Below are 21724 nucleotides of genomic sequence, written 5' to 3'. Positions count from 1 at the left end.
CGATGAAGGCCCGGCCCTGCGGGGCGAGGCGGGCGGCGATGGCGGCGTAATGGGCAGCGTCTTGCGTCATGGCACTCTCCTCAAAGCGGGGCGTGGGGCTGACCGAAGGTGCCCTTGGCGAAACGGTCCAGGCGCAGCGGCGTCAGGTCGAAACCGGGCGGTCGGCCCTGTGCCAGCCCGGCGACGGTGGTGCCGACGGCCGGCCCCAACCCGAACCCATGGCCGGAAAAGCCGGTGGCGACGATCAGGCCGGACACACCGGTATCCGCATCGATCACCGGCAACGCGTCGGGCAGCACGTCGATGGCCCCGGCCCAGGATTTGACGATGCCGACCGGCCCGGCGCCCTGGAAAAGCTGCCCCAGCAGGTCGCGGATCATCTCCACCCGTTTCTCATTGGGCGGCAGGAAGGGCCGGCGCGGTTCCACCAGCCGCTCCGCCCTGGGCCGCACCAGCAGGGCATGAAGCTCATCCACCAGGGCGCGGCCCACGGACAGGCGGAAGGAATGCCGGTTGACCAGGAAGCTGGACAGGAAGAAGCCCAGATTGCGGAACGACCCCAGCGTGACATCCACATCGGACATGGATTCCGCCGCGATGATGCAGGACCCGTCCGCCCGCTGCCGCAACCCGATGCCGAAGCCGCAGAAGCAGGCCGCCGACAGGGGCGGCGCCGGGGTGGTCAGCGACACGGTATTGCGCACCGTCTTCTGTGGCAGCACCAGCGACAGCGGGCGCAGCAGATCATGGGAGACGGCGCCCGCCGCGCAGATGACGATACCGGCGGTGATCAGCCCATGTTCGGTCTGTACCCCCGTCACGCGGCCGCCGGCCACATCGATGGCCACGGCCCCGCAATCCTCCAGCACCTGCACGCCGCGCGCCGCCGCGGCGCGGGCATAGGCGGACGTGGCCTGTCCCGGTTCGGCCTGACCATCGTCCGGCGTATAAAGCGCACCGGCTGACGGCCGGCTCAACGCGGGCAGCAGCGCGGCCGTCTGGGCCGCGTCCAACAGACGGGCGGTCGGGGCCATGTCGCCCACCTGGCGCGTCCAGGCGGCGAACGCCGCATATTCGGCCTCGTCGGCGGCGGCGAACAGGCAGCCCGTCTCCCGCCAGCCCACGGGCTGACCCAACTCTGCCTCCAGCCCGCGCCAGAGCTTCAGCGCCGTCACGGCCAGGGGCATTTCCGCCGGGTCACGGTACTGGGTCCGCACGAAGCCCCAGTTCCGACCCGATTGCTGGCCCGCGACCCGGTCCTTCTCGATTACCACGACCTTCAGGCCGGCACCGGCCAGATAATAGGCGGTGGACAGACCCATGATGCCGCCGCCGATGATTACCGCGTCGGCGCGGCGGGGAAAGGCGGGGGCCTTGTCCTCGATCCGCTCCAGAACATCATCGGGTGTATGGGGGCTGAGGCTAAGCGCGCGCATCGATTATGGCGTCCATATCCATTTCGATGCGGATGGCGGGGTCGAACAGCTTGGCCTCGACCGTCGTGCAGGCGGGGCAGATGCCCACAAACGCCCGTGCATAGACATCCATGATGATGTCGTAATCGGCGGCATAGGCCAGATACATGCGCACCCGCACGATATCGGCGAGCGTGCCGCCGGCCTGGGCCAGAACCTTCTCCACATTGCGGATAAGCTGTTCCGTCTGGGCGGCAGCCGTCTCGGCCAGGGTGCTGGTGGCATAATCATAGCCGGTGGTGCCGGAGATCATCAGATGGTTCCCCACCTGCACGGCACGGCTGTAATTATACTGCCGCTCGAACTCACTGCCCGAGGTGAAGCGCTTGCGCACGGGCGCGGTAGGGTGATCGGGGGTCATGTCGATCCTTCTCGATTTCAGTGTTTGCGAAGGGGGAACCCTTCAGGCAAGGGGACGCAGCCGGTCGGGCGACAGCTTGGCCGGGTCGATGCCGAAGCCGGCCAGATCGTCGGGAAGCGGCCGGCCCAGCACCATCGACGCCACACTGCGGCCCAAGGCGGGCGAGGTCAGCACGCCGCAGCCGCCCTGGGCCGCCACCCAGAAGAAGCCAGACTCGTCCTTGCGGGCACCGCCCACGGGGTTGCGGTCGGGCACAAAATTGCGCAGGCCCGCCCAGGTGCCCAGCGGCCGGCCGATCTCCAGGCTGGTGTCGGCCTGGATATTCTCGATGGCCTGCGCCACGTCGATATCCTCGGGATAGACATCGCTGGGCGGGGTCAGGACCTCTTCCGCCAGGCTGCCCATGAAGCGGCCGGCCTCCGGCTTCAGGTACCATTGCCGGCCGACCTTGAAGATATGCGGCCAATGGTCGACCTGGAACCGGGACGGCGCCAGGAAGGTGAAGGCCGTGCGCCGCATCGGCATGATGCCGATGGGCGTGATGCCGGCCATCGCCGCCACCTGATCCACCCAGGCGCCGGCGGCATTGACCAGGGCCGACGCCTCGAACACGCCCTCCACCGTGGTCACCTGCCAGCCGCCACCCGTGCGGTCGATGCGCTGCACGGCATGGCTGGTCAGCACATCGGCACCCCGGGCACGGGCGCCGCGCAGATAACCCTGAAGCAGCCGGTTGCTGTCGATATCGGCCGCCCCAGGCTCATAGACGCCCATATCCACACCGTCGGGCAGCAGCGCCGGGAACAGGTCCAGGGACCGGGTTCCCGACAGGGTCTGCACCTCGGCCCGCGCATCCTGCAGACGGCGCACCAGCGCCTCCAGCCGGTCACGCTGCGCCACCGATCCCACCGTCAGGCAGCCGCGCGGCGACAGCAGCGATCCCTCACCGAATACCGCCGGCGGTTCCTCCAGAAAGGACCGGCTGGCGGCACCCAAGGCGCGCATCGTGTCGGCGGCGATGCCGACCGTGAACTGTTCAGCCGACCGTCCGGAGCTTTGGGTGCTGAGCGCGCTTTCCCGCTCGATCAGCAGGACCTTCGCCCCTTCCGACAGGAAATAGGCCGTGGAAACGCCCGCGAACCCGCCGCCGATGACGATGACATCATACTTCATTTCAAGAAGCCCCTGGACCCGGTTCAAAAGGATGTCGAGACCGACAGCTTGACGTTGGAGGGAACGTTCTGTTGCAGCAGGCTGGAGCCTGTGGCCGCCCAGTATTTCTTGCCCGTCACATTCTCGGCATAGAGGCGGATAGACAGCGGTTGTTCCGCATATTCCATCTCATAGCGCGCGCCCAGGTCGAAGGTGGTGTAGCCCTTGACGAAGGCGGAATTGACGGCATTGGCAGCACGCTTGCCCACACGGAAGGCCCCGGCCGACAGTTTCAGCCCGTCCAGCGCCTCGATCCCGTATTCAGCGAAGATGGAGCCGCTGAACTTGGCAGTATTCTCGATCCGCTTGCCACGCACCGTGGCGCTGCCCGTCTCCTGCTTGGCATCCAGGAAGACACCGCTGACGGAGACGGACAGGTTCCGGTCGACCTCACCCGTGGCGGAGAATTCGAAACCGCTGTAATTCGCGGCCCCGTCCCGGACATACAGATTGGCCGCGTTGAGGTAGGAGGAGGCGCGGTCAATGTCGAAATAGGCGCCGGTGACCAGCAGGCCGCGCATCGGCTCCAGCTTGATGCCATATTCCCGCTGCTCGCTGAGCGCGGCCGGCATCACTTGCCCGGCATTGGTGGCGATCTGCGGCACGATGATGCCGGCTTCCAGCCCCTCGATATAATTGCCGTAGAGGCTGATCCAGGACAGCGGCTTGACCAGCGCGCCGTAGGACCAGGAATCCGGGCTGGTCTTGTAGGTCGTGGTGAGGTTGCGGTCGCGGTAATCGGTGGTGCGGTAACCCACCGTGACATTCAGCCATTCATCATAGCTGGCGCGGTTGAAGATGAAGACCGCATCCTCCTTCACGCGGGAGATGCTGGTGATATTGCGGGGCGGCGTCGGCTGCTCCGGGATCTCCACCGGGTTGTACAGATTCTGGGCGAAGCTGTAGCGCACGGCCGCCGGGATGTTGGCGTCACGGGTATAGTGGGAGGCACCGATCAGCAGGTTGTGCTTGATGGGCCCCGTCTCCACCACGCCGGCCAGATCGCCCTTGACGATGCGGGCGCGGTAATCGTTGCCGTGGGTCAGCGCCAGACCCATCGTGCCGTTGCCGGTGGTCAGATTGTAGCCGGAGAAGGAGGAATAGCGACGATCACGCTCCAGATAGGATTCACCCGTGCCCAGCGACAGGCTCCAATCGGCGGAAATGGTGTAGCGGGCGCGGGCCAGCAGATTGTATTCGTACCCTTCCGACAGCAGCCAGTCCGACCCCAGGTTCAGGGAGCTTTTCTGGAAGGCCGGCAGGGTGATGACACCGTTGACGGCCGCCGGCAGCACCAGTTCCGTGGCTTCCGTGACCGACTTGTCGATATATTCGGCATCCAGCATGATCTCCAGATCGTCGGTCACGTCCCAGTCGAAGGCGGCGGACGCGAAATAACGGCGGCCCTTGGTATCATCCACGCCCGTTTCCAGGGAATTGGCGGCGGCATTGACCCGCAGCCCGACATCGCCCCATTTCCGGCCGATATCGACATGGCCGCCATAGGCGCCATGGACGTTGCCGGACAGGCTGGCCTTGTTGATCGGCTCTGCGCTGGCCCGCGACGTCACCAGATTGACGATACCCGAGGGGGAGGCGAAACCGTAATAAAGGCCGGCCGCCCCCTTCAGCACCTCCACACGATCCTTGTTCTCCATCGGCATGTCGATGAAGTTGATGATCGGCAGGACGCCGTTGAAGCGGTAGTTCGTCAGATTGTCGACGGCCACACCACGCACAGCCAGGTTGCTGTAGATGGTGGCGTTCAACTGCGACTGGGTGACGCCGGCGGTGTTGCGCACCGCATCCACGATGCTGGATGCCTGCTGGGCGTCCAGCAATTCGCGGCTCATCACCGACACAGTCAGCGGCGTATCGATGATGCGGGCATCACGAAAGGCGCCGGCCTGCAAATAATCCTGACTGAAGCTGTTGCGACGATCGGCCGTCACAACAATTTCTTCCAGCACAATCCCCTGATCCTGTGCCGGCTGTGCCTGAGCCAGCGTCGGCAGTGCGGAGGCTGAAAGAATAAGGAACTGGAACCAGCGCGATTTGTACATCTTCACCTTACACCCCCGATCTATATTTCCCTGTTCATCGATCCCGTTATTGTCGCGATCTTTGATTCTTGTTTTGATTTCCAGTGAATGATGGTGGCAGCGCCCCATCCGCGTCGATGATAATTTTTGGAAGGCACCCCCTAATTGCCATTCATATGAATGCGGGTCAGGAGGTCGTCCGTGACCGCCGTCCACGGGCCTGCACCGCGCGCCGGCACCACCAGAGCCACAGGCCCATGCCCATCACGGCCAGGAAAACCATGCCCAGCAACAGGGTGAGGATACGGCCGGCGCTGCCGGCCCATTCACCGGCATGCAGCGTATAGAGCGCCACCACGAACCGGGCCGGCAGCGCCGTCTGCAACGCGTCCTGGACACCGACGACATCGAACGACGCGGCATCGACATAGACATGGGTTGTCCCGAAAACCCGCCGCCATTCCCCAGGCTGCCGCATCTGGACATGGTAACAGCGCGTGGCACCCGGCAGGGAGACGACGACGATATCCGCACCGGGAAACCGCCGCCGGGCGCTGTCCACGGCGCCGGCCGCCGACACCGGCCCTGCCTCTGCGGTCATTGCCGTGCAGGGTGCCGGTGGCGTCGCGCGGCTGTCCGTCAGGCGTTCCAGGGCCGGCAGGAACTGCAAACCCAGCCCCGTGACCACCATCAACAACACAAAAGGAAAGACCCATAGCCCTGCAGCACGGTGCCAGCCGAACCATCGGGCCACCGGATTGGGCACAGGCTGCGGCAGCAATGCAGCCCGCCAGCGCCGTTTCACCGGCCAGGCGAGTTTTAGTCCGACCAGAAGGGTGATCAGAAGCAGCAGGCCGCTGATGATGACGGCGATCCGGCCCACCGGCCCCGCCAGCAGCGATTTGTGGAAGACCAGGAGGCCGCGCGCCAAGGAAAGCCGCCACCAGGGGCCCGTCCAGGCGGTGACCCGCTGCACCTGTCCATCCGTACCCGAAACCCGCCAGACATCCAGGTCACCCGTTCCCGGATCGGTCAGGATATCCACCTGCCCGTCCAGACCGCCGCTGATGAAATACTCCAGCGGCCGGACGCTCCTTGCATCGATCTCCCGCATGGCGTCATCGATGGCGGCATGGAGGGGGGGCTGTCCCGACGCGTCCAGCATCCAGTCGTCAAGTTCCCGCGCATAGACCAGCAGAATGCCCGACAGCACCTGCAGAAGCCAAAAGGCGGCCAGGAACAGGGACGCATAGCGATGCGTCATCACCAAAACCTTCCTGGTACCCGGTCGGATCGACATTTCCCCTCCATCTGCTGTGGATCGGAAACATCATGATGGGACCGATCCGGCACCAAGGATCGGCGGGATCATGACGACGGTCGATTGCAATAAAGCTTGGCGGGCCAACGGAAATTATGGTCAGGGACACGCGGCTGCCGGCGGGTATTCGTGCCCTTCGGATTATCCGGGCCACGCTTCGATTATTTGCCATCGACGCTCCGACCGCTGCCGCTTCAATTGGCGGGGCCACGATCAGGCTGGAGGCAGTGCCTTGTTCCGCTCATACCTTTATGTCCCTGCAAACACCCCGCGCTTTCTGGCGAAGGCGGCAACCCGGGGGGCCGATGCCATCATCATCGATCTGGAGGACAGCGTGCCGGAAGCGGGCAAGACCGATGCGCGCGAGGCCATGTCCCAATGGGTTCCGTTACTGCGCGCCACCGGGGTGGCGGTCTTCGTGCGGGTCAATAGGGGGGCGCGCCTTGTCCAGGATGCGGTGGCGGCGGACAGGGCCGGCGCGGACGGGATCTTCATACCCAAGGTGAATGCCGCCTCTTGCCCGGAGGATCTGGATCGCCAACTCGGCCCCGCATCAGCCCGGCAAACGCCGATGGGCTTCGTCCCCATGATCGAGGACCCGGCGGGCCTTCTGGCGGCGCCGACGATCGCCCAGGCCCCCCGCGTCGTCGCCTTGACCGTCGGGGAAGAGGATCTGGCCACCGCCATGGACGCCAAACCCCTGCCCCATATCCTCCGGCTGCCGAAGCTGATGGTCCATTACGCGGCCAAGGCGGCAGGCAAACTGTCCCTGGGCCTTTTCCACGGCATCGCCGACTATGCCGACATTGCCGGGGTCAAGGCGGCGGCGATCGAGGCACGGGCCTTCGGCTTCGACGGGGCGGCCTGCATCCATCCGACGATCGTGCCGATCCTGAACGAAGCCTTCTCCCCCACACAGGCCGAACTGGATCGGGCGCGGCGGATCATCTTGTCCGCACAGGCCCGCCAGGCATCCGGATGCGGCGCCTTCATGCTGGACGGTTGTTTCATCGACGCCCCCATCATCATCCGCGCCGAACGCCTTCTGCAACGGCATGGGCAGGGATGGCAGCACGATCAGGGGATCATACCAGCGACGGCAGGTTCAGGCGGTTGACAGGCTGACGCAAAGAAAACCCGGCCCGGCAGGTCACGATTGTTCCAGCAGGGCGATCGACCATTCGACATGGCTGTCCATGACGGCCGACGCCGCACGGACATCCCCCGCCAACACGGCATCGGCCAAGCGGTTATAATTGGCGATATAGCCGGGAATATGCAGGCGCATGTCGATGGTACCGGCCAGGAACCGGTTCCAATATTCCAGATTGAGCAGCCCCAGCAGATAATCCACATAGGGCTTCTGCCCGATCTCGTTCAGCAGATAGTGGAAATCGTTCAGGACCAGATAGAATTTATAGGAGGGCGGGGCGTCGCGGGCTGCGCGGATGCGGGCGATTGCCTCTTCCACCCGCTGACGATTGTCGCCCTCGCCAATACGGCGCGCGGCAGCCACGACACCGACCTTGGCGATCGGGCCTGTCACCTCGTAGATCTGGATCAGATCGGCCAGCGACAATTCACGCATGATGGCGCCCTTGTCGGGCAGCAGTTCCACCAGCCCCTGCCCCGCCAGAATATGCAGCGCCTCACGCACCGGTGCGCGGCTGACGCCCAGGCGCTTGGCCAGTTCGGCCGCCTTGATCCGCTGACCCGGCCGAAGGATGCCTTCATCCAGACTCTGCATCAGCATTTCATGCACACGTTGCACCAGCGTCGTCTTGGTGCTGCCGTCCGCCATCAGCTTCGGTGCGCCGAAGGGTGAGGGGGCGCCGGCAATGTCGGTCTGAAAGTCGCTTGCATCCTCCTCCTGCTGTGCCGGAGGGCGCGGCACACGGGCTCGCCCCTTCGCTGTCTCGCCAATACGCACCCTGCCCGGTGCGTCGGTCGATGCTTTTGTCATTATCGCTTTATCCCCTGCGATCCTTGCCCGCCCGCGTGACAGGCCGTCTGGCAGCCTTTTCGTGGCGTGATGCTACGACAACCTCCCCGACCCTGCATAGCGGGCTGAAATCAGCATAACGCAACGCCCCATAGTGTCGACAGATTTATCTTTCCGGTTTCTGGCATTCATATGCATGATCTGACCAAAATCCTTACACTACTGTTTTTATTGAATTTTTTGCGCATACCAATCGATCCATATGAAAATGTTTCCCAAATGTGAAGATTCCTTCTTGAAAGTGCCGACACTTTATGGCGGATTAAAGGGGCGCCCGACAGGACAAGACACAGTCGCACAACAAGCACGGGATGGCTGGGCGCAGAGGCGGTTTACCTTCATCGGGGACTGACGCCATGGACATACAAACAGCCACCGGTGCCGCCGGTGACCCCAGCGCTGGCGGACGCGTTGCCCGCTTCGCACAGTTGGTCGAGATCGAGACGCAGCGCAGCCACGATCTGCCGCAACCTGTTGCGGACATGATCTGGTCGCGCCGTCTGCTGCCCGTGATCACGCGGGATGATGACGCCCCCAGCCCCTTCGGCACTGTCGCGCCGATCCGTGGCGCAGGGGACATGTCGATGACCTACGCCGCATGTCCGCCGGGCACGGGTCCTTCGTTGCATACCCATCGCCGCACGTTTGAGACCTTTACGGTGCTTTCGGGGCGGTTCGAATTCACCCTGGGCGACAATGGGGAAAGCGCGGTAACGCTCGACCCGTTCGACGTCCTGTCCGTACCGCCCGGTATCGCCCGCGCCTTCCGCAATGTCAGTGAGAAGGAAGGGTTGCTGCAGGTGGTCATCACCGGTGGCCAGCACGACGTGAACGACATCTTCTTCCCCGCCCGAACAGCGGAGGAGATCGCCGGTCACGGCGCGCAGTATCTGGCCTATTTCCAGTCGAAGGGCCTGTCCTTCGACATCTGATCTGGTCGAGGCAGGGCGGTATACGGAGCAGCAATCCATGGCGATTGCTGAATGTACCGATACGCCTGCATTTCTTTCATATAAGAATACAAATGGAGGACGGGGACATGAACATGTTGAGGCTTCGCACGCTGTGGTTGGCCACTGCCACCGCCATGACACTCGCCCCCTTGCCGGCCCTGGCGCAGGCGGTGGACAGCGACGTTCTGGAAGAGATCATCGTGACCGCGACCAAGATGGGCGACACGCGGTTGCAGGAAACGCCCCTCGCCATCACCGCCTTCACGGCAGACGCGCTGGAGAGAACCGGCATCAAGGATGTCCGGGATCTGGCCGGCTCCACCCCCAATCTGGTGGTGGCCCAGAATGGCGCCTTCGCCCAGCTCTATATCCGGGGCATCGGGTCGAACAATGTCTTCGCGGGTTCCGATCCCAGCACGACGGTCCATATGGACGGCGTCTACCTGGCCCGCCCCGCCGCCGTCTTCAACAATTTCCTGGATGTTGAGCGGATCGAGGTGCTGCGCGGGCCGCAGGGCACGCTGTATGGCCGCAACTCGGTCGGTGGCACCATCAACATCGTCTCCCGTCTGCCCGACAACAATGTCAAGGCCAAGGCACAGGCCACCATCGGCAATTACGATCTCTATCGTGGCGAAGCCTATGTCAGCGGTCCGCTGATCGAAGACAAGCTGTATGGCAGCGTGTCGATAATGGGCAGCAAGCATGACGGCTATTTCAAGAATGTCGTCCCGTCCGGCAATGACCGCGCCAGCGAGGATACCTGGGGCACGCGCGCCATCCTGCGCGCCACGCCCAACGAAGCGCTGGAGATGGTGTTCCGCGCCGACTACCTGGCTGATTATGGCCATTTCGTCGGTAATCAGGCCCTGCTGCAGCCGTTCCGCCCCGTGGCCGGCGGCGCCGTGGACCCGGTGACGGAAGCCATCCGGGGCGACTGGCACAAGGTGGCGCTGGACAGCCCCAGCGACACTGACCGCAAGATCAAGGGCGTATCGGCGGAGATCACGTACAGCTTTTCCGACGCGGCGGTGCTGAAATCGCTGACCGCCTATCGCAAGAGCGACCTGAACTATATCACCGACACGGACGCGACCGACCTGCACCGGCAGGAAACGCGCCAGCAGGAATATCAGGACCAGCTTTCAGAGGAACTGAACCTGTCGGGCCGGCTCGACCGGTTCAAATATGTGCTGGGCCTTTACTATTTCGATGAGCATATCGACACCTTTTCCACTGTCACGGCCTTCAACCTGAACCGTGTGACCAACCCGGCCCCGACCGTCGATACCAAGGCCTGGTCCGGCTATGGCCAGGGGTCCTTCGACGTCACCGATCAGTTCACCCTGACCGCCGGCATCCGCTATACGGATGAAAAGAAGGATTTCGACCAGTATTTGAACATCTACACCCTGTCGACCGGGGCGCCCTTGGCCACATATCCGCGCCGCTATCTGAACCAGGGCCATTACACGGCCTGGACCCCGAAATTCGGGGCGGAATACAAGGTGACGGACGATGTGATGCTGTATGCGTCGGCGACGCGCGGCTTCAAGTCGGGTGGCTTCAACTTCTCCTCCGGCAACACGGCCCAGGGCTTTGCCCCGGAAACGCTGTGGAGCTATGAGGCCGGCTTCAAGACGGAGTTCGCCGACCGGCGCGTGCGCCTGAACGGGTCCGCCTTCACCTATGATTACAAGGATCTGCAGGTGCAGTCCTTCCTGGTGCCGGGCGTCACCGACATCACCAACGCGTCGGACGCGAAGGTCGATGGCGTGGAACTGGAACTGACGACCCGTCCCGTGACCGGCCTGGATATCGGCGCCACGCTGACCTATCTGAATGCCCGCTACAAGAACTATCCCCAGGCGCCGATCCCGGGCACCAGCCCCGCCGTCACCATCGACGCCTCGGGCAAGTACCTGAACTCCTCCCCCAAATGGGCCTACATGCTGTATGGCCAGTATAATTTCGATGTCGGCGGCGGCTCGGCGTTCGTGCGCGGTGAATATGGCTGGAAGGACCGGCAATATTTCACCGTCGTCAATGACCCGATCCAGACCATGGGCAGCTACGACCTGTTGAATGCCAGCATCGGGTTCGCCCCGGAAGGCGGCAACTGGCAGGTGGTGCTGTACGGCCGCAACCTGTCCGACACGCAATATCTGGTTTCCACGGGCACCTTCACGGCCGTGCCGTCCGGCACGCCGGGCGACCCGCGCACCTATGGCCTGCGCCTGACCTACACCTACTGACCGCCATGACACAGGGTCTGGAAATGTCTTCTGCATCCCCGCTTCATATCGATGGCACCTGCGACCCGGATTTTGCCGGGGTGCGGGAGACCTTCATCGAGAATTTCCGCGACCGGGGCGAAATCGGCGCCGCCGTCTGCATCTACCGGGACGGAAAAAAGGTTGTCGACCTGTGGGGCGGGGTGGCGGATGTCGCCACCGGCGCCCTTTGGCAGCAGGATACGATCTGCTGCATGATGTCCGTGGGCAAATCCATGGCGGCCTTGTGCCTGCTGATGTTGATCGACCGGGGCAAGGTCGATCTGGAGGCCCGCGTCACCGACTACTGGCCCGAATTCGGCCAGGCCGGCAAGGAAAAGACCACCGTCCGCATGCTGCTGTCGGCCCTTACCGGCGTTCTTTTTGCTGATGCCGCCCCCGACGGCTCGGCCTATGACTGGGATTTGATGTGTCAGGCCCTGGCCGCACAGAAGCCGGAATGGGAACCGGGCACCCAGGGCGCCTATCATTCCATGACCGCCGGCTATTTGCTGGGGGAAATGGTGCGGCGGGTGGATGGCCGCATGATCGATGTCTTCTTCCGCGAAGAAATCGCGCGGCCGCTGGGCATTGATTACGGGTTCGGGGTGGCGGAGGCGGACATGCACCGCGTGTCCGACATCATGCCCAATCCCGGCAGCGTCACCTTTGTCCAGGCCAAGGACAAAACCACCAAGCTGGGCCGTGCATGGCGCGTGCGGCCCAGTTCGGCCAACCCCTATAACGAACCGGCCTATCGCCGGGCCGTGTTCCCATCCTCCAACGGTCACGGCAATGCCCGCGCCATCGCCCGTGTCTATGCGACGCTGGCCAATGGCGGCACGCTGGACGGTTTCCATCTGCTCTCCCCCGCCCTGGTGGAGGAGATGCGAACCGAAAGCTGGCGCGGCATCTGCGGCATGACCGACCGGCCCTTCCGCTATGGGCTGGGCCTGTTCCTGAATTATCCGCCCATGCTGGGGTTCGGCGCCAATCCGCGCGCCTTCGGCCATCCCGGCGCAGGCGGGGCCGTCGGCATCGCCGATCCGGAAGCCGGCCTCGCCTTCAGCTACAGCCCCAATCTGATGTGCGCAGGTGCCGGCATGGGCGACCGGTGCGAGGCCCTGGTCCAGGCGGCACTCGGCAAACAAGCCATCATCTGATCCTGACCCCCAGGGAGGGGAAAATGTCCGAATTCAAAGGAAAAGTGGCCCTGGTGACCGGCGGCAGTTCCGGCATCGGTGCCACGGTGGCCAAGGCGCTGGGCGCCCGGGGCGCAAATGTCGCCATCGTGGCCAGCAGTTCCATCGCCAAGGCCGCCCCCGTGGTGGATGCCGTGAACGCAGGCGGTGGCACCGCCCGCGCCTATGCCGCCGATGTCCGGGACGAGGCCGCCGTGACCGCCCTGCTTAAGCAGGTGACGGCGGATTTCGGCGGGCTGGACATCCTGGTCAATGCCGCCGGCGTGTTCGAACCCAGCCCCGTTGGCGACACGCCGGCGAACACCATGAACCGCATGGTGGATATCAACCTCAAGGGGACCTGGAACTGTCTGCAGGCGGCCGTACCGCACCTGAAGGCACGGGGCCGGGGCAAGGTGCTGAATTTTGCGTCGGTGGCCGGTACCATCGGCGTGAAGGGTTTTGCCATCTACTGCGCGTCCAAGGCCGCCATCGTCATGATGACGCGGGTGGCAGGCGCCGAACTGGCGCCCTTCGGTATCAATGTCAACGCGGTTGCCCCCGGCAATACCGAAACCCCGATGAACGAGGCGATGCGCACCGCGCCGGAGATGGCCGAGGTTCTGGACGGCATGCGCCGCATGACGCCCAGCGGCGTCACCTTTTCCAAGCCGGATGAGATCGCGGGCGCCGCACTCTACCTGCTGTCGGATGCGGCACGACCCGTCTTCGGCACGACGCTGGTCATTGATGAAGGCATCTCGGCCACCATCGGCTGAAACCGGTGGCTAGAAGCCCAGCGACAGCCGGCCTGCCGCGCATGCGGCGTGAGCCAAGCCGCCGGAGGGCAGTGCCCGGTGCGTGACGGAATATGAAAGTAAAACGGGGGGATCGGGAATGACGGACAGCACGCGCAAGGACAGTGCCTATGCCTGGTATGTGGCGGTGCTGCTGTCCGTTGCCCACCTGATTTCCTTTGTCGACCGGTTCGTGATGAGCCTTGTTCTGGTGCCCATCAAGACCGAACTGCTGCTCAGCGACACACAACTGGGCCTGCTGCACGGTACCGGCTTTGTCATTCTGTACACCGTGGCCGCCATTCCACTGGGATGGATGGCCGACCGGGCCAACCGCCGCAATATCATCGTCCTGGGCATCCTGGTGTGGAGTGTGGCGACGGCGGCCTGTGGCCTTGCCACCTCGTTCAACAGCCTGTTCGTCGCCCGGATCGCCGTCGGGTTCGGAGAGGCGGCGCTGGTGCCGGCGGCCATGTCGCTGATCGCGGCCTATTTCACCCGGTCGAAACTGTCACGCGCCGTCAGCACCTTCACCATGGGCGCCTCGCTGGGCAAATCGGTCGCTCTGATCGTGGGCGGGCTTGTCCTGGCCTGGCTGACGACGCGGGGCGGGGCCATGCTGCCGGGTTGGGGCCATCTGTCGCCCTGGCAGGGGCTGTTCATCGCGGCGGCGGCGCCGGGCGTGCTGGTCGCCCTGCTGCTGCTGACGGTGCGGGAACCGGCCCGGCCGGTCACCACCCAGGCAAAGCCGGGCCTGCGCGAAGTGTTCGCCCATATCGGCCGGCATCGCGCCGCCTATCTGCTGCACACGGCGGCGGCGGCATCGGCGATCCTGCTGGTCCAGTCCTACGCCGCCTGGTCGCCCACCTTCTATATCCGCAATTTCGGTCTGGCCCCGGCGGAAGCCGGGTATCTGGTGGGCATGGTGGTGCTGGTGGCCGGTCCGGTCGGGCATCTGACGGGCGGCTATCTGACCGACCGGTTGCAGGCCAAGGGCGTGATAGGCGCCCCCGGTCTGGTGATCGCCGGCATGCTGCTGCTGTCACTGCCGCTGGCGGTCCTGTTCTGCACCAGTGACAACAAGACCCTGTCGCTGCTCAGCTACGCACTGCTGAACATCACGCTCACTGCCGCCGCCCCGCCGGGCCTGTCGGGCATCCAGTTGCTGACGCCGGAGCGGCTGCGCGGGGTGACCAGCGCGTGCTTCATGGCGGCGGTCACCTTCACCGCCATCGGCATGGGACCGGCCAGCATCGGCATCTTCACCGACCGGGTTTTCGGCGATGACAAGGCCCTGGGATCGTCCCTGCTGCTGGCCACTTTCATCTTCGGTCTGGCCGGTGCGGTCTTCGCCTGGTTCAGCCGGGCGCCGACACGGGCCGCCATGACCGCCGACGCCTGATCCTTTCGAACCCTTAAAACCACGACAAGCGGCCGCCCCTTGGGCGCCGAAGGGGCAGACCTTGCCCCGACTTCAGGAGAAAACCCATGCGTAAATCCGACAAGGTCATCATCACCTGTGCCATCACGGGATCGCTGCACACCCCGACCATGTCGCCCTACCTGCCCATCACCCCGCAGGAGATCATCGACCAGTCGGTGGAAGCGGCAGAGGCCGGCGCCGCCATCCTGCACCTGCATGCCCGCGACCCGATCGATGGCCGTCCCTCGCCCGATCCCGACCTGTTCATGCAGTTCCTGCCGCAGATCAAGCAGCGCTGCGACGCCGTCATCAACATCACCACGGGTGGGGCGCCGGGTTTCAGCGAGGATGACCGGCTGGCCGCCCCGCTGCGCGCCCTGCCGGAAATGACCTCGCTGAACATGGGGTCGATGAATTTCGGCGTGTTCGGCCTGGCCGACAAATACCCGGAATGGAAGCATCCCTGGGAAAAGCCGTTCCTGGAGGCCAGCAAGCGTTTTGCCGCCAACCATAATTTCGCGCTGATCGAACGCATCATCCGCGAACTGGGCGAAGGCCATGGCACCAAGTTCGAATATGAATGTTACGACCTGGGTCATCTCTACAATGTCGCGCATTTCGCCGACCGCGGCCTGATCAAGCCGCCCTTCCTGATCCAGGGCATCTTCGGCGTGCTGGGCGGCATCGGGGCCGATCTGGAAAACCTGACGGCGATGAAGCAAACCGCCGACCGGCTGTTCGGCAATGACTATTACCTGTCGGCCTTTGGCATCGGCCGCATGCAGATGCGGTTCCTGACCATGTCGGCCATGCTGGGCGGCAATGTGCGTGTCGGGCTGGAAGACAGCCTGATGATCGGACGCGGCCAGTTGGCCAAGAGCAATGCCGAACAGGTGCGCAAGATCCGGACGATCCTGACCGAACTGGGCATGGAAATCGCCACCCCGGACGAGGCCCGCGCCATGCTGGCGTTGAAGGGTCCGGACCGGGTTGGGTTTTAAGGGCGGGGATGGATCATGCGCTTTGCAACCGATACCGGCGGCACCTTTACCGACCTTGTCGTGGAAGAGGATGATGGCCGGATCAGCATGTACAAGGCCTCCACCGTGCCGGGTGATCCGGTGCAGGGGGTTCTGGCGGCCCTGACCCTGGCGGCGACGGATCGCGGGCTGGACCTGGCGACATTGCTGGACCGGGGCGATACCTTCATCCATGGCACGACCCACGCCATCAATGCCATCATCACCGGCCGCACGGCACGAGCCGCCCTGCTGGTGACCGAAGGGCACCGCGATATCCTGACCCTGCGCGAGGGCGGGCGGATCGAGCCGTTCAACCATTCAGTCCCCTATCCCAAACCCTTCGTGCCCCGCGCGCTGACCTTCGAGGTGCCGGAGCGTCTGATCCATGACGGGTCCGTCCACCAGCCGCTGGACGAGGCGGCCCTGGCCAGCATCATCGACCGCTTGCGGGCGGAGAAGGTGGAGGCGGTGGCCGTCTGTCTTCTGTGGTCCACCATCAATCCCGCGCATGAATTGCGGGTGGGTGCCGCCCTGGCGGCGGGTCTGCCGGGCGTGCCGGTCAGCCTGTCGCATCAGGTGAACCCCAGCCTGCGGGAGTTCCGCCGGGCCTCATCCACCGCCATCGACGCGGCGCTGAAGCCGCTTATGGGCCGCTATCTGGGCGGGCTGGAAGCGCGGATGCGCGAGGCGGGGTTCAAGGGCAAAGTGATGGTGCTGACCAGTTCCGGCGGCATGATGCCGGCGGCGGAGGTCGCGGCAAACCCCATCCGCATCATCAATTCCGGCCCCTCCATGGCCCCCATCGCGGGCCAGCATTATGCCGACCTGGAAGGCAATGGCGACAGCGTCATCGTGGCCGATACGGGCGGCACCACCTATGACATCTCGCTGGTGCGTGGCGGCCGGGTGCCGATGACGCGGGAATTGTGGATCGGGCAGCCGACGCGCGGCCATCTGGTGGGCTACCCGTCGGTGGAGGTGAAAAGTGTCGGTGCCGGCGGCGGCTCCATCGCGCGCGTCGACGCGGGTGGCTTGCTGCATGTCGGGCCGGAAAGTGCCGGTGCCGTGCCGGGTCCCGTCTGCTATGGCCGGGGCGGAACACGCCCGACGGTCACCGACGCCTCCCTGGCCCTGGGCTTCCTGGACCCCGACTTTTTCCTGGGCGGCGCCATGAAGCTGGACCTGGCCGGCGCCCGCGCCGCCATCGAGCGCGATGTCGCGATCCCGCTGGGTATCAGCGTGGAGGAAGCGGCCTGGAGCATCATCCACCTGTCGACGGAAAACATGGTGCAGGCCATCGCCGACATCACGGTGGCACAGGGGATCGACCCGGCCAAATCCGTGCTGATCGGCGGCGGCGGTGCGGCGGGTCTGAATTCCACCTTCATCGCGCGGCGTCTGGGTTGCGAACGGCTGATCATCCCGGAAACGGGGGCGGCGCTGAGCGCGGCGGGCGCCATGATGTCCGAAGTGACGGGCGAATTTGCAGCCAGCCTGTTCACCAGCACGGCACGCTTCGATTTCGACAAGGTGAACGCGGCGCTGGCCGACCTGACGGCCCAATGCGCCGCCTTTGCCGCCCGGTCGGGCGACCCTTCGCGCCCCGCCGAACCCGTCATCATGGCGGAAGCGCGATACGAAAATCAGGTCTGGGATATCGACGTCGCCTTGCCCCTGCTGCGGTTCGTGGGACAGGAGGATGTGGAGCATTTCCGCCGCACCTTCGATGCCGCCCATCGCCAGATCTTCACCATCGATGATCCGTCATCGGCGGTGGAAATCGTGGGGCTGCGGGCCACCATGCGCTGTCAGGTCCGGCCCTTCCGCGACTTCCGTCTGGATGCCGGCGCCGCGACGGCGGGACAGGATCGCCGGCGTTCGGCCTGGTTCAAGGAAACCGGCTGGGTCGATACCGCCATTTACCGGCTGGAAGCGATGGAAGCGGACCGGGTGATGGCGGGTCCCTGCATCATCGAAAGCGCCTTCACCACCATCGTCGTCGATCCGGCCGCCACGGCGCAGCGATCGGCGGCGGGCAGCATCCTGATCCATCCGGCCGGCCGCGCGTGAAGGGGAAACAAGCATGAGCGACATGAAGCTGAACGGCGCCGATCTTGCCATCCTGAACAGCCGGTTCGAGGGCGTGGTGCGCAAGATGGCCAACACGCTGCTGCGCACCGGGCGGTCAGGTGTGCTGAACCGCGCGCGGGATTTTTCCTGCTGCATCGTCACCGATGCGGGCGACCTGCTGGCGGCGGCGGAAAGCCTGCCCATCCATGTGCTGGCCGGGCCCGACATGATGGCCCGCACCATGAAGCAGTTCCACCCGGTGCTGAAACGCGGTGACGCCTTCCTGCACAATTCACCCTATCATGGCTGTTCGCACCCGGCGGACCTGACCTTGCTGGTCCCCGTCATCGATGATGACGGCACCCACCGGTTCACGGTGCTGGCCAAGGCGCATCAGGCGGATATCGGCAATTCCGAACCTACCACCTATATGGGTAATGCCCGCGACCTGTATCATGAGGGCGCGCTGATCTTCCCGGCGGTGCAGGTACAGCGTGATTACCAGGATATCGGCGACATCATCCGCATGTGCGAGATGCGTATCCGCGTGCCCGAACAATGGCGCGGCGATTATCTGGCCATGGTCGGCGCCGTGCGCATCGGGGAGAAGGAACTGCTCGCCATGGGGCGGGAACTGGGGTGGGACCGGCTGGAAACCTTCTCCGGCCAATGGTTCGATTATTCCGAAGCCGCCATGGTGGAGGCGCTGGCCAACCTGCCGGACGGACAGGCCCAGGCCAGCAGCACGCATGACGCCTTCCCCGGCATGCCGGAAACCGGCGTCACCATCACCGCCAAGGTGGCGGTGGACAGTGCCGCCCGGCGCATCCGGGTCGACCTGACCGATAATCCCGACAGCCTGCCCTGCGGCATGAATCTCAGCGAGGCCTGTGCCCGGACCGCCGCCATGATCGGCGTGTTCAATTCGCTGGACCATCGCGTGCCCAAGAATGCCGGTGCCTTCCGCCGCATCGACGTCGTGCTGCGCCGGGGCTGCATCGCCGGCATCACCGAACATCCCTATAGCTGTTCCACCGCCACCACCAACATCGCCGACCGCGTGGCCAATGCGGTACAGGTGGCCATCGCCGACCTGGGCGACGGGTTCGGCATGGCAGAGGTGGGGGCCGTGATCGCGCCGTCGGCCGGGGTCATTTCCGGCATCGATGCCCGCACCGGCAAGGCCTTCGTCAACCAGATCTTCCTGGCCTTCTCCGGCGGGGCGGCCAGCCCGCAGGCCGACGCCTGGTGGACCACGGCCCATGTCGGCAATGCCGGCATGTGCTGCATCGACGGGGTGGAACTGGACGAGCTTTACCAGCCGCTGCTGGTCAAGCGGCGCGGTTTCCTGCCCGATAGCGAGGGGCCGGGCCGATTCACGGGCGCGCCCTCCACCATCGTGGAATTCGGGCCGCTGGTCGGTGCCTTCGACATTGGCTATGGCTCCGACGGGCATGTGAACGCGCCGCTGGGCGTGCGCGGCGGCGGAACGGGTGGCCGGGCCGATCAGTGGCTGGACCGGGCCGATGGTGAACGCGAGGCGCTGCCCGCCTGCGCCCTGGTCAATATCCGGGCAGGCGACATGATCACGGCCGTGTCCGCCGGTGGCGGCGGTTATGGCGATCCGCTGTCGCGGACGCCGGAGAGCGTGGCCGAGGCCGTGCGCGAAGGCTATCTGTCGCCTGAACGCGCCCGCGACATCTATCGCGTGGCCCTGGACACAACCGGCCATCCCGACCTTTCCGCCACGCAGGCATTGAGGGCCGCATCATGAAGCAGCGTGTCATCGTTACGGCCGGCGCCGCCGGTATCGGCCTGGCCATCGTCGAACGGTTCCTGGCCGCCGGTGCCGACGTCGCCATCTGCGACGCCGATCAGGGCCGGCTGGACAAGGCGGCCGAAGCCCATCCCGGCCTGATCGCCATGGCATTGGACGTGTCGGACGCCGATGCGGTGGACCGGTTCGTCCGTGTGGTCAGCGACCGCTGGGGCGGGGTCGATACGCTGGTCAACAATGCCGGCATTGCCGGGCAGATCGGCCCTCTGGTCGATATCTGCGACCAGGGCTGGCGCACCTGTTTCGAGGTGAATGTTCATGGCGCCTTTTTCATGATGCGGGCCGTCACCCCGCTGATGAAGGCGCAGGGGCGCGGGTCCATCGTCAATATCTCCACCGGTTCCGTCACCACCCTGCCCGTCAACCGCTCCCCCTATATTGCCTCGAAATGGGCGCTGGAGGGGCTGACACGGGCGGCGGCGCGGGAACTGGGGCCCGACAATATCCGGGTCAATGCCATCCGGCCGGGCTTTGTCGACAGTGAACGCATGCGCGGCATCATGGCCGGCATCGCCGCCGGGCGTGGCACCGACGCCGCGACGGTGGAAGCGGAGTTCCTGCGCTACATCTCGCTGCGCGCCAAGATCCAGCCGGAAGAGATCGGCGACATGGCCGTCTTCCTGTCGTCGGATGCGGCCAAGCATGTCACGGGACAGTTGATCGCCGTCGACGGCAATGTCGAATGGGAATGAGAGCGGCAATTGCCGCCGCGCGCCACATGGCGCGTAGACAAGGATGAGAAAGGAAACGTCCATGGCGCGCATCCCCCCCCTGACCGCCGAGGAGATGGCGGCCCGCGGCATCGATCTGTCCTTCATCGGCAGCGATTTCCACGAACTGCCCAACAGCGTGCCGACCTTGGCCTGGCGGCCCGATATCCTGCAGGCCAGCGGCGCCCTGTGGGCCGCCATCATGCTGACGGGCACGGTCGATGCCGGCCTGAAATGGATGGCGGGATACATGGCCAGCATGGCGGCCGGCTGCCGCTATTGCTCCGCCCATACCGGCACCGCAACGGCCGGCAATGGTGTGTCGGCGGAAAAACTGGCCGCGATCTGGGATTTCGAACGCAGCCCCCTGTTCAGCGACGCCGAACGGGCGGTGCTGCGCGTCGCCGTTGGCGCGGGCCAGGTGCCCAATGCGGTCAGCGACGCCGACTTTGCCGATCTGGCCCGCCATTTCAGCCGGGAACAGCAGGTGGAGATCGTGTCGGTGATCGCGCTTTACGGTTTTTTCAACCGCTGGAATGACACGGTCGGCACGACATTGGAAGAGACGCCCCGACACTTCGCGCAAACCCACCTCTCACCCCACGGGTGGGATATCGGCAAGCACGGGTGAGGTCCGGGGGGCAGGCGCCGCGCCCGTCGGCACGGGTACCATCGATCAAGCATTTTGACCGATGGTACCCGTGCCGACGGAAGAAGGCTCAATCTTCCCGGGCGATGATCACGCGCAGGCCCGCCATGGCGTCGCTGAACTTGATCTGACAGGACAGGCGCGACCTGTCGTCACGCATGTCGGAGCCTTCCAGCAGGTCGTTCTCATCCTCGCTGAGGCGCGGCAGGCTGGCCGCAAAGGCCGGGTCGATATAGACATGGCAGGTGGCGCACGAACAGCAGCCGCCGCATACTGCCTGCAACTCGTCAAAACCGCTGTCCCGGATATTCTCCATGATCGACTGACCGGCGCGGCCGTCGACCTCATGTTCGCTACCATCACGGGTCACAATGATCAGCTTAGGCATTTCATTCT

General features: G+C 64.8%; 18 protein-coding genes. 11 read left to right on the top strand and 7 right to left on the bottom strand.

The window, feature by feature from the left end; all coding sequences use genetic code 11:
• Window positions 1-80: 80 nt before the first annotated feature.
• From KBA48_RS16425 to KBA48_RS16405, 5 genes are all read right to left on the bottom strand, one after another.
• Window positions 81-1436, bottom strand: coding sequence for an FAD-binding oxidoreductase (locus tag KBA48_RS16425; RefSeq protein WP_292908270.1), 1356 nt, complete (start codon window positions 1434-1436; stop codon window positions 81-83).
• Window positions 1423-1836 (bottom strand): Rid family hydrolase, encoded by a 414-nt coding sequence (locus tag KBA48_RS16420; protein WP_292908268.1) that lies wholly within the window; start codon window positions 1834-1836, stop codon window positions 1423-1425. The genes KBA48_RS16425 and KBA48_RS16420 overlap by 14 nt, the downstream gene beginning before the upstream one ends.
• A 42-nt stretch (window positions 1837-1878) precedes the next feature.
• Window positions 1879-3009, bottom strand: coding sequence for an FAD-binding oxidoreductase (locus tag KBA48_RS16415; RefSeq protein ID WP_292908266.1), 1131 nt, complete (start codon window positions 3007-3009; stop codon window positions 1879-1881).
• Window positions 3010-3032: 23 nt separating this feature from the next.
• Window positions 3033-5111 (bottom strand): TonB-dependent receptor, encoded by a 2079-nt coding sequence (locus tag KBA48_RS16410; RefSeq protein ID WP_292908272.1) that lies wholly within the window; start codon window positions 5109-5111, stop codon window positions 3033-3035.
• Window positions 5112-5277: 166 nt separating this feature from the next.
• Window positions 5278-6354: a PepSY domain-containing protein gene (locus tag KBA48_RS16405; protein ID WP_292908264.1), complete on the bottom strand. Its 1077-nt coding sequence runs from the start codon at window positions 6352-6354 to the stop codon at window positions 5278-5280.
• A 289-nt stretch (window positions 6355-6643) separates the two neighbouring features.
• On the opposite strand from KBA48_RS16405, the gene KBA48_RS16400 reads away from it, so the two are divergent.
• Window positions 6644-7528 carry a CoA ester lyase gene (locus KBA48_RS16400; protein ID WP_292908262.1) on the top strand — a complete coding sequence of 295 codons (885 nt, stop codon included), beginning with the start codon at window positions 6644-6646 and terminating at the stop codon, window positions 7526-7528.
• A 33-nt stretch (window positions 7529-7561) separates the two neighbouring features.
• On the opposite strand, the gene KBA48_RS16395 is transcribed toward KBA48_RS16400, so the two are convergent.
• The gene (locus KBA48_RS16395) at window positions 7562-8374 is read right to left on the bottom strand and encodes a GntR family transcriptional regulator (protein WP_292908260.1); all 813 of its coding nucleotides are present in this window, start codon (window positions 8372-8374) and stop codon (window positions 7562-7564) included.
• Window positions 8375-8769: 395 nt separating this feature from the next.
• Between KBA48_RS16395 and KBA48_RS16390 the strand changes: the two genes are divergently transcribed.
• The 10 genes from KBA48_RS16390 (at window position 8770) to KBA48_RS16345 (ending at window position 21310) form a co-directional block, all read left to right on the top strand.
• Entirely contained in the window at window positions 8770-9345 is a 576-nt protein-coding gene (locus KBA48_RS16390) for a cupin domain-containing protein (protein WP_292908258.1), read from the top strand.
• Between the two features lie 107 nt (window positions 9346-9452).
• Window positions 9453-11621: a TonB-dependent receptor gene (locus KBA48_RS16385; RefSeq protein WP_292908256.1), complete on the top strand. Its 2169-nt coding sequence runs from the start codon at window positions 9453-9455 to the stop codon at window positions 11619-11621.
• 23 nt (window positions 11622-11644) lie between these two features.
• Complete coding sequence (locus KBA48_RS16380) at window positions 11645-12802, top strand: serine hydrolase (RefSeq protein WP_292908254.1); 1158 nt, start codon at window positions 11645-11647, stop codon at window positions 12800-12802.
• Window positions 12803-12825: 23 nt separating this feature from the next.
• On the top strand, window positions 12826-13599 hold the full coding sequence (locus KBA48_RS16375; protein ID WP_292908252.1) for an SDR family NAD(P)-dependent oxidoreductase: 774 nt from the start codon (window positions 12826-12828) through the stop codon (window positions 13597-13599).
• 118 nt (window positions 13600-13717) lie between these two features.
• The gene (locus tag KBA48_RS16370) at window positions 13718-15019 is read left to right on the top strand and encodes an MFS transporter (protein ID WP_292908250.1); all 1302 of its coding nucleotides are present in this window, start codon (window positions 13718-13720) and stop codon (window positions 15017-15019) included.
• Between the two features lie 86 nt (window positions 15020-15105).
• On the top strand, window positions 15106-16041 hold the full coding sequence (locus KBA48_RS16365) for a 3-keto-5-aminohexanoate cleavage protein (protein WP_292908248.1): 936 nt from the start codon (window positions 15106-15108) through the stop codon (window positions 16039-16041).
• A gap of 15 nt (window positions 16042-16056) precedes the next feature.
• The gene (locus KBA48_RS16360) at window positions 16057-18132 is read left to right on the top strand and encodes a hydantoinase/oxoprolinase family protein (protein ID WP_292908246.1); all 2076 of its coding nucleotides are present in this window, start codon (window positions 16057-16059) and stop codon (window positions 18130-18132) included.
• Between the two features lie 13 nt (window positions 18133-18145).
• A complete protein-coding gene (locus tag KBA48_RS16355; RefSeq protein WP_292908244.1) occupies window positions 18146-19906 on the top strand; it encodes a hydantoinase B/oxoprolinase family protein in 1761 nt (586 codons plus the stop codon).
• Complete coding sequence (locus tag KBA48_RS16350) at window positions 19903-20661, top strand: SDR family oxidoreductase (RefSeq protein ID WP_292908242.1); 759 nt, start codon at window positions 19903-19905, stop codon at window positions 20659-20661. The genes KBA48_RS16355 and KBA48_RS16350 overlap by 4 nt, the downstream gene beginning before the upstream one ends.
• A 61-nt stretch (window positions 20662-20722) precedes the next feature.
• Window positions 20723-21310, top strand: a complete 588-nt coding sequence (locus KBA48_RS16345) for a carboxymuconolactone decarboxylase family protein (protein ID WP_292908240.1) — start codon at window positions 20723-20725, stop codon at window positions 21308-21310.
• An 88-nt stretch (window positions 21311-21398) separates the two neighbouring features.
• On the opposite strand, the gene KBA48_RS16340 is transcribed toward KBA48_RS16345, so the two are convergent.
• On the bottom strand, window positions 21399-21716 hold the full coding sequence (locus tag KBA48_RS16340; protein ID WP_292908238.1) for a 2Fe-2S iron-sulfur cluster-binding protein: 318 nt from the start codon (window positions 21714-21716) through the stop codon (window positions 21399-21401).
• Between the last annotated feature and the right edge of the window lie 8 nt (window positions 21717-21724).

The organism is Niveispirillum sp., from assembly GCF_017996735.1.
Taxonomy (GTDB): domain Bacteria; phylum Pseudomonadota; class Alphaproteobacteria; order Azospirillales; family Azospirillaceae; genus Niveispirillum.
Note: the sequence above shows the minus strand (reverse complement) of the source record. Positions and strands in the feature narration are given on the sequence as shown.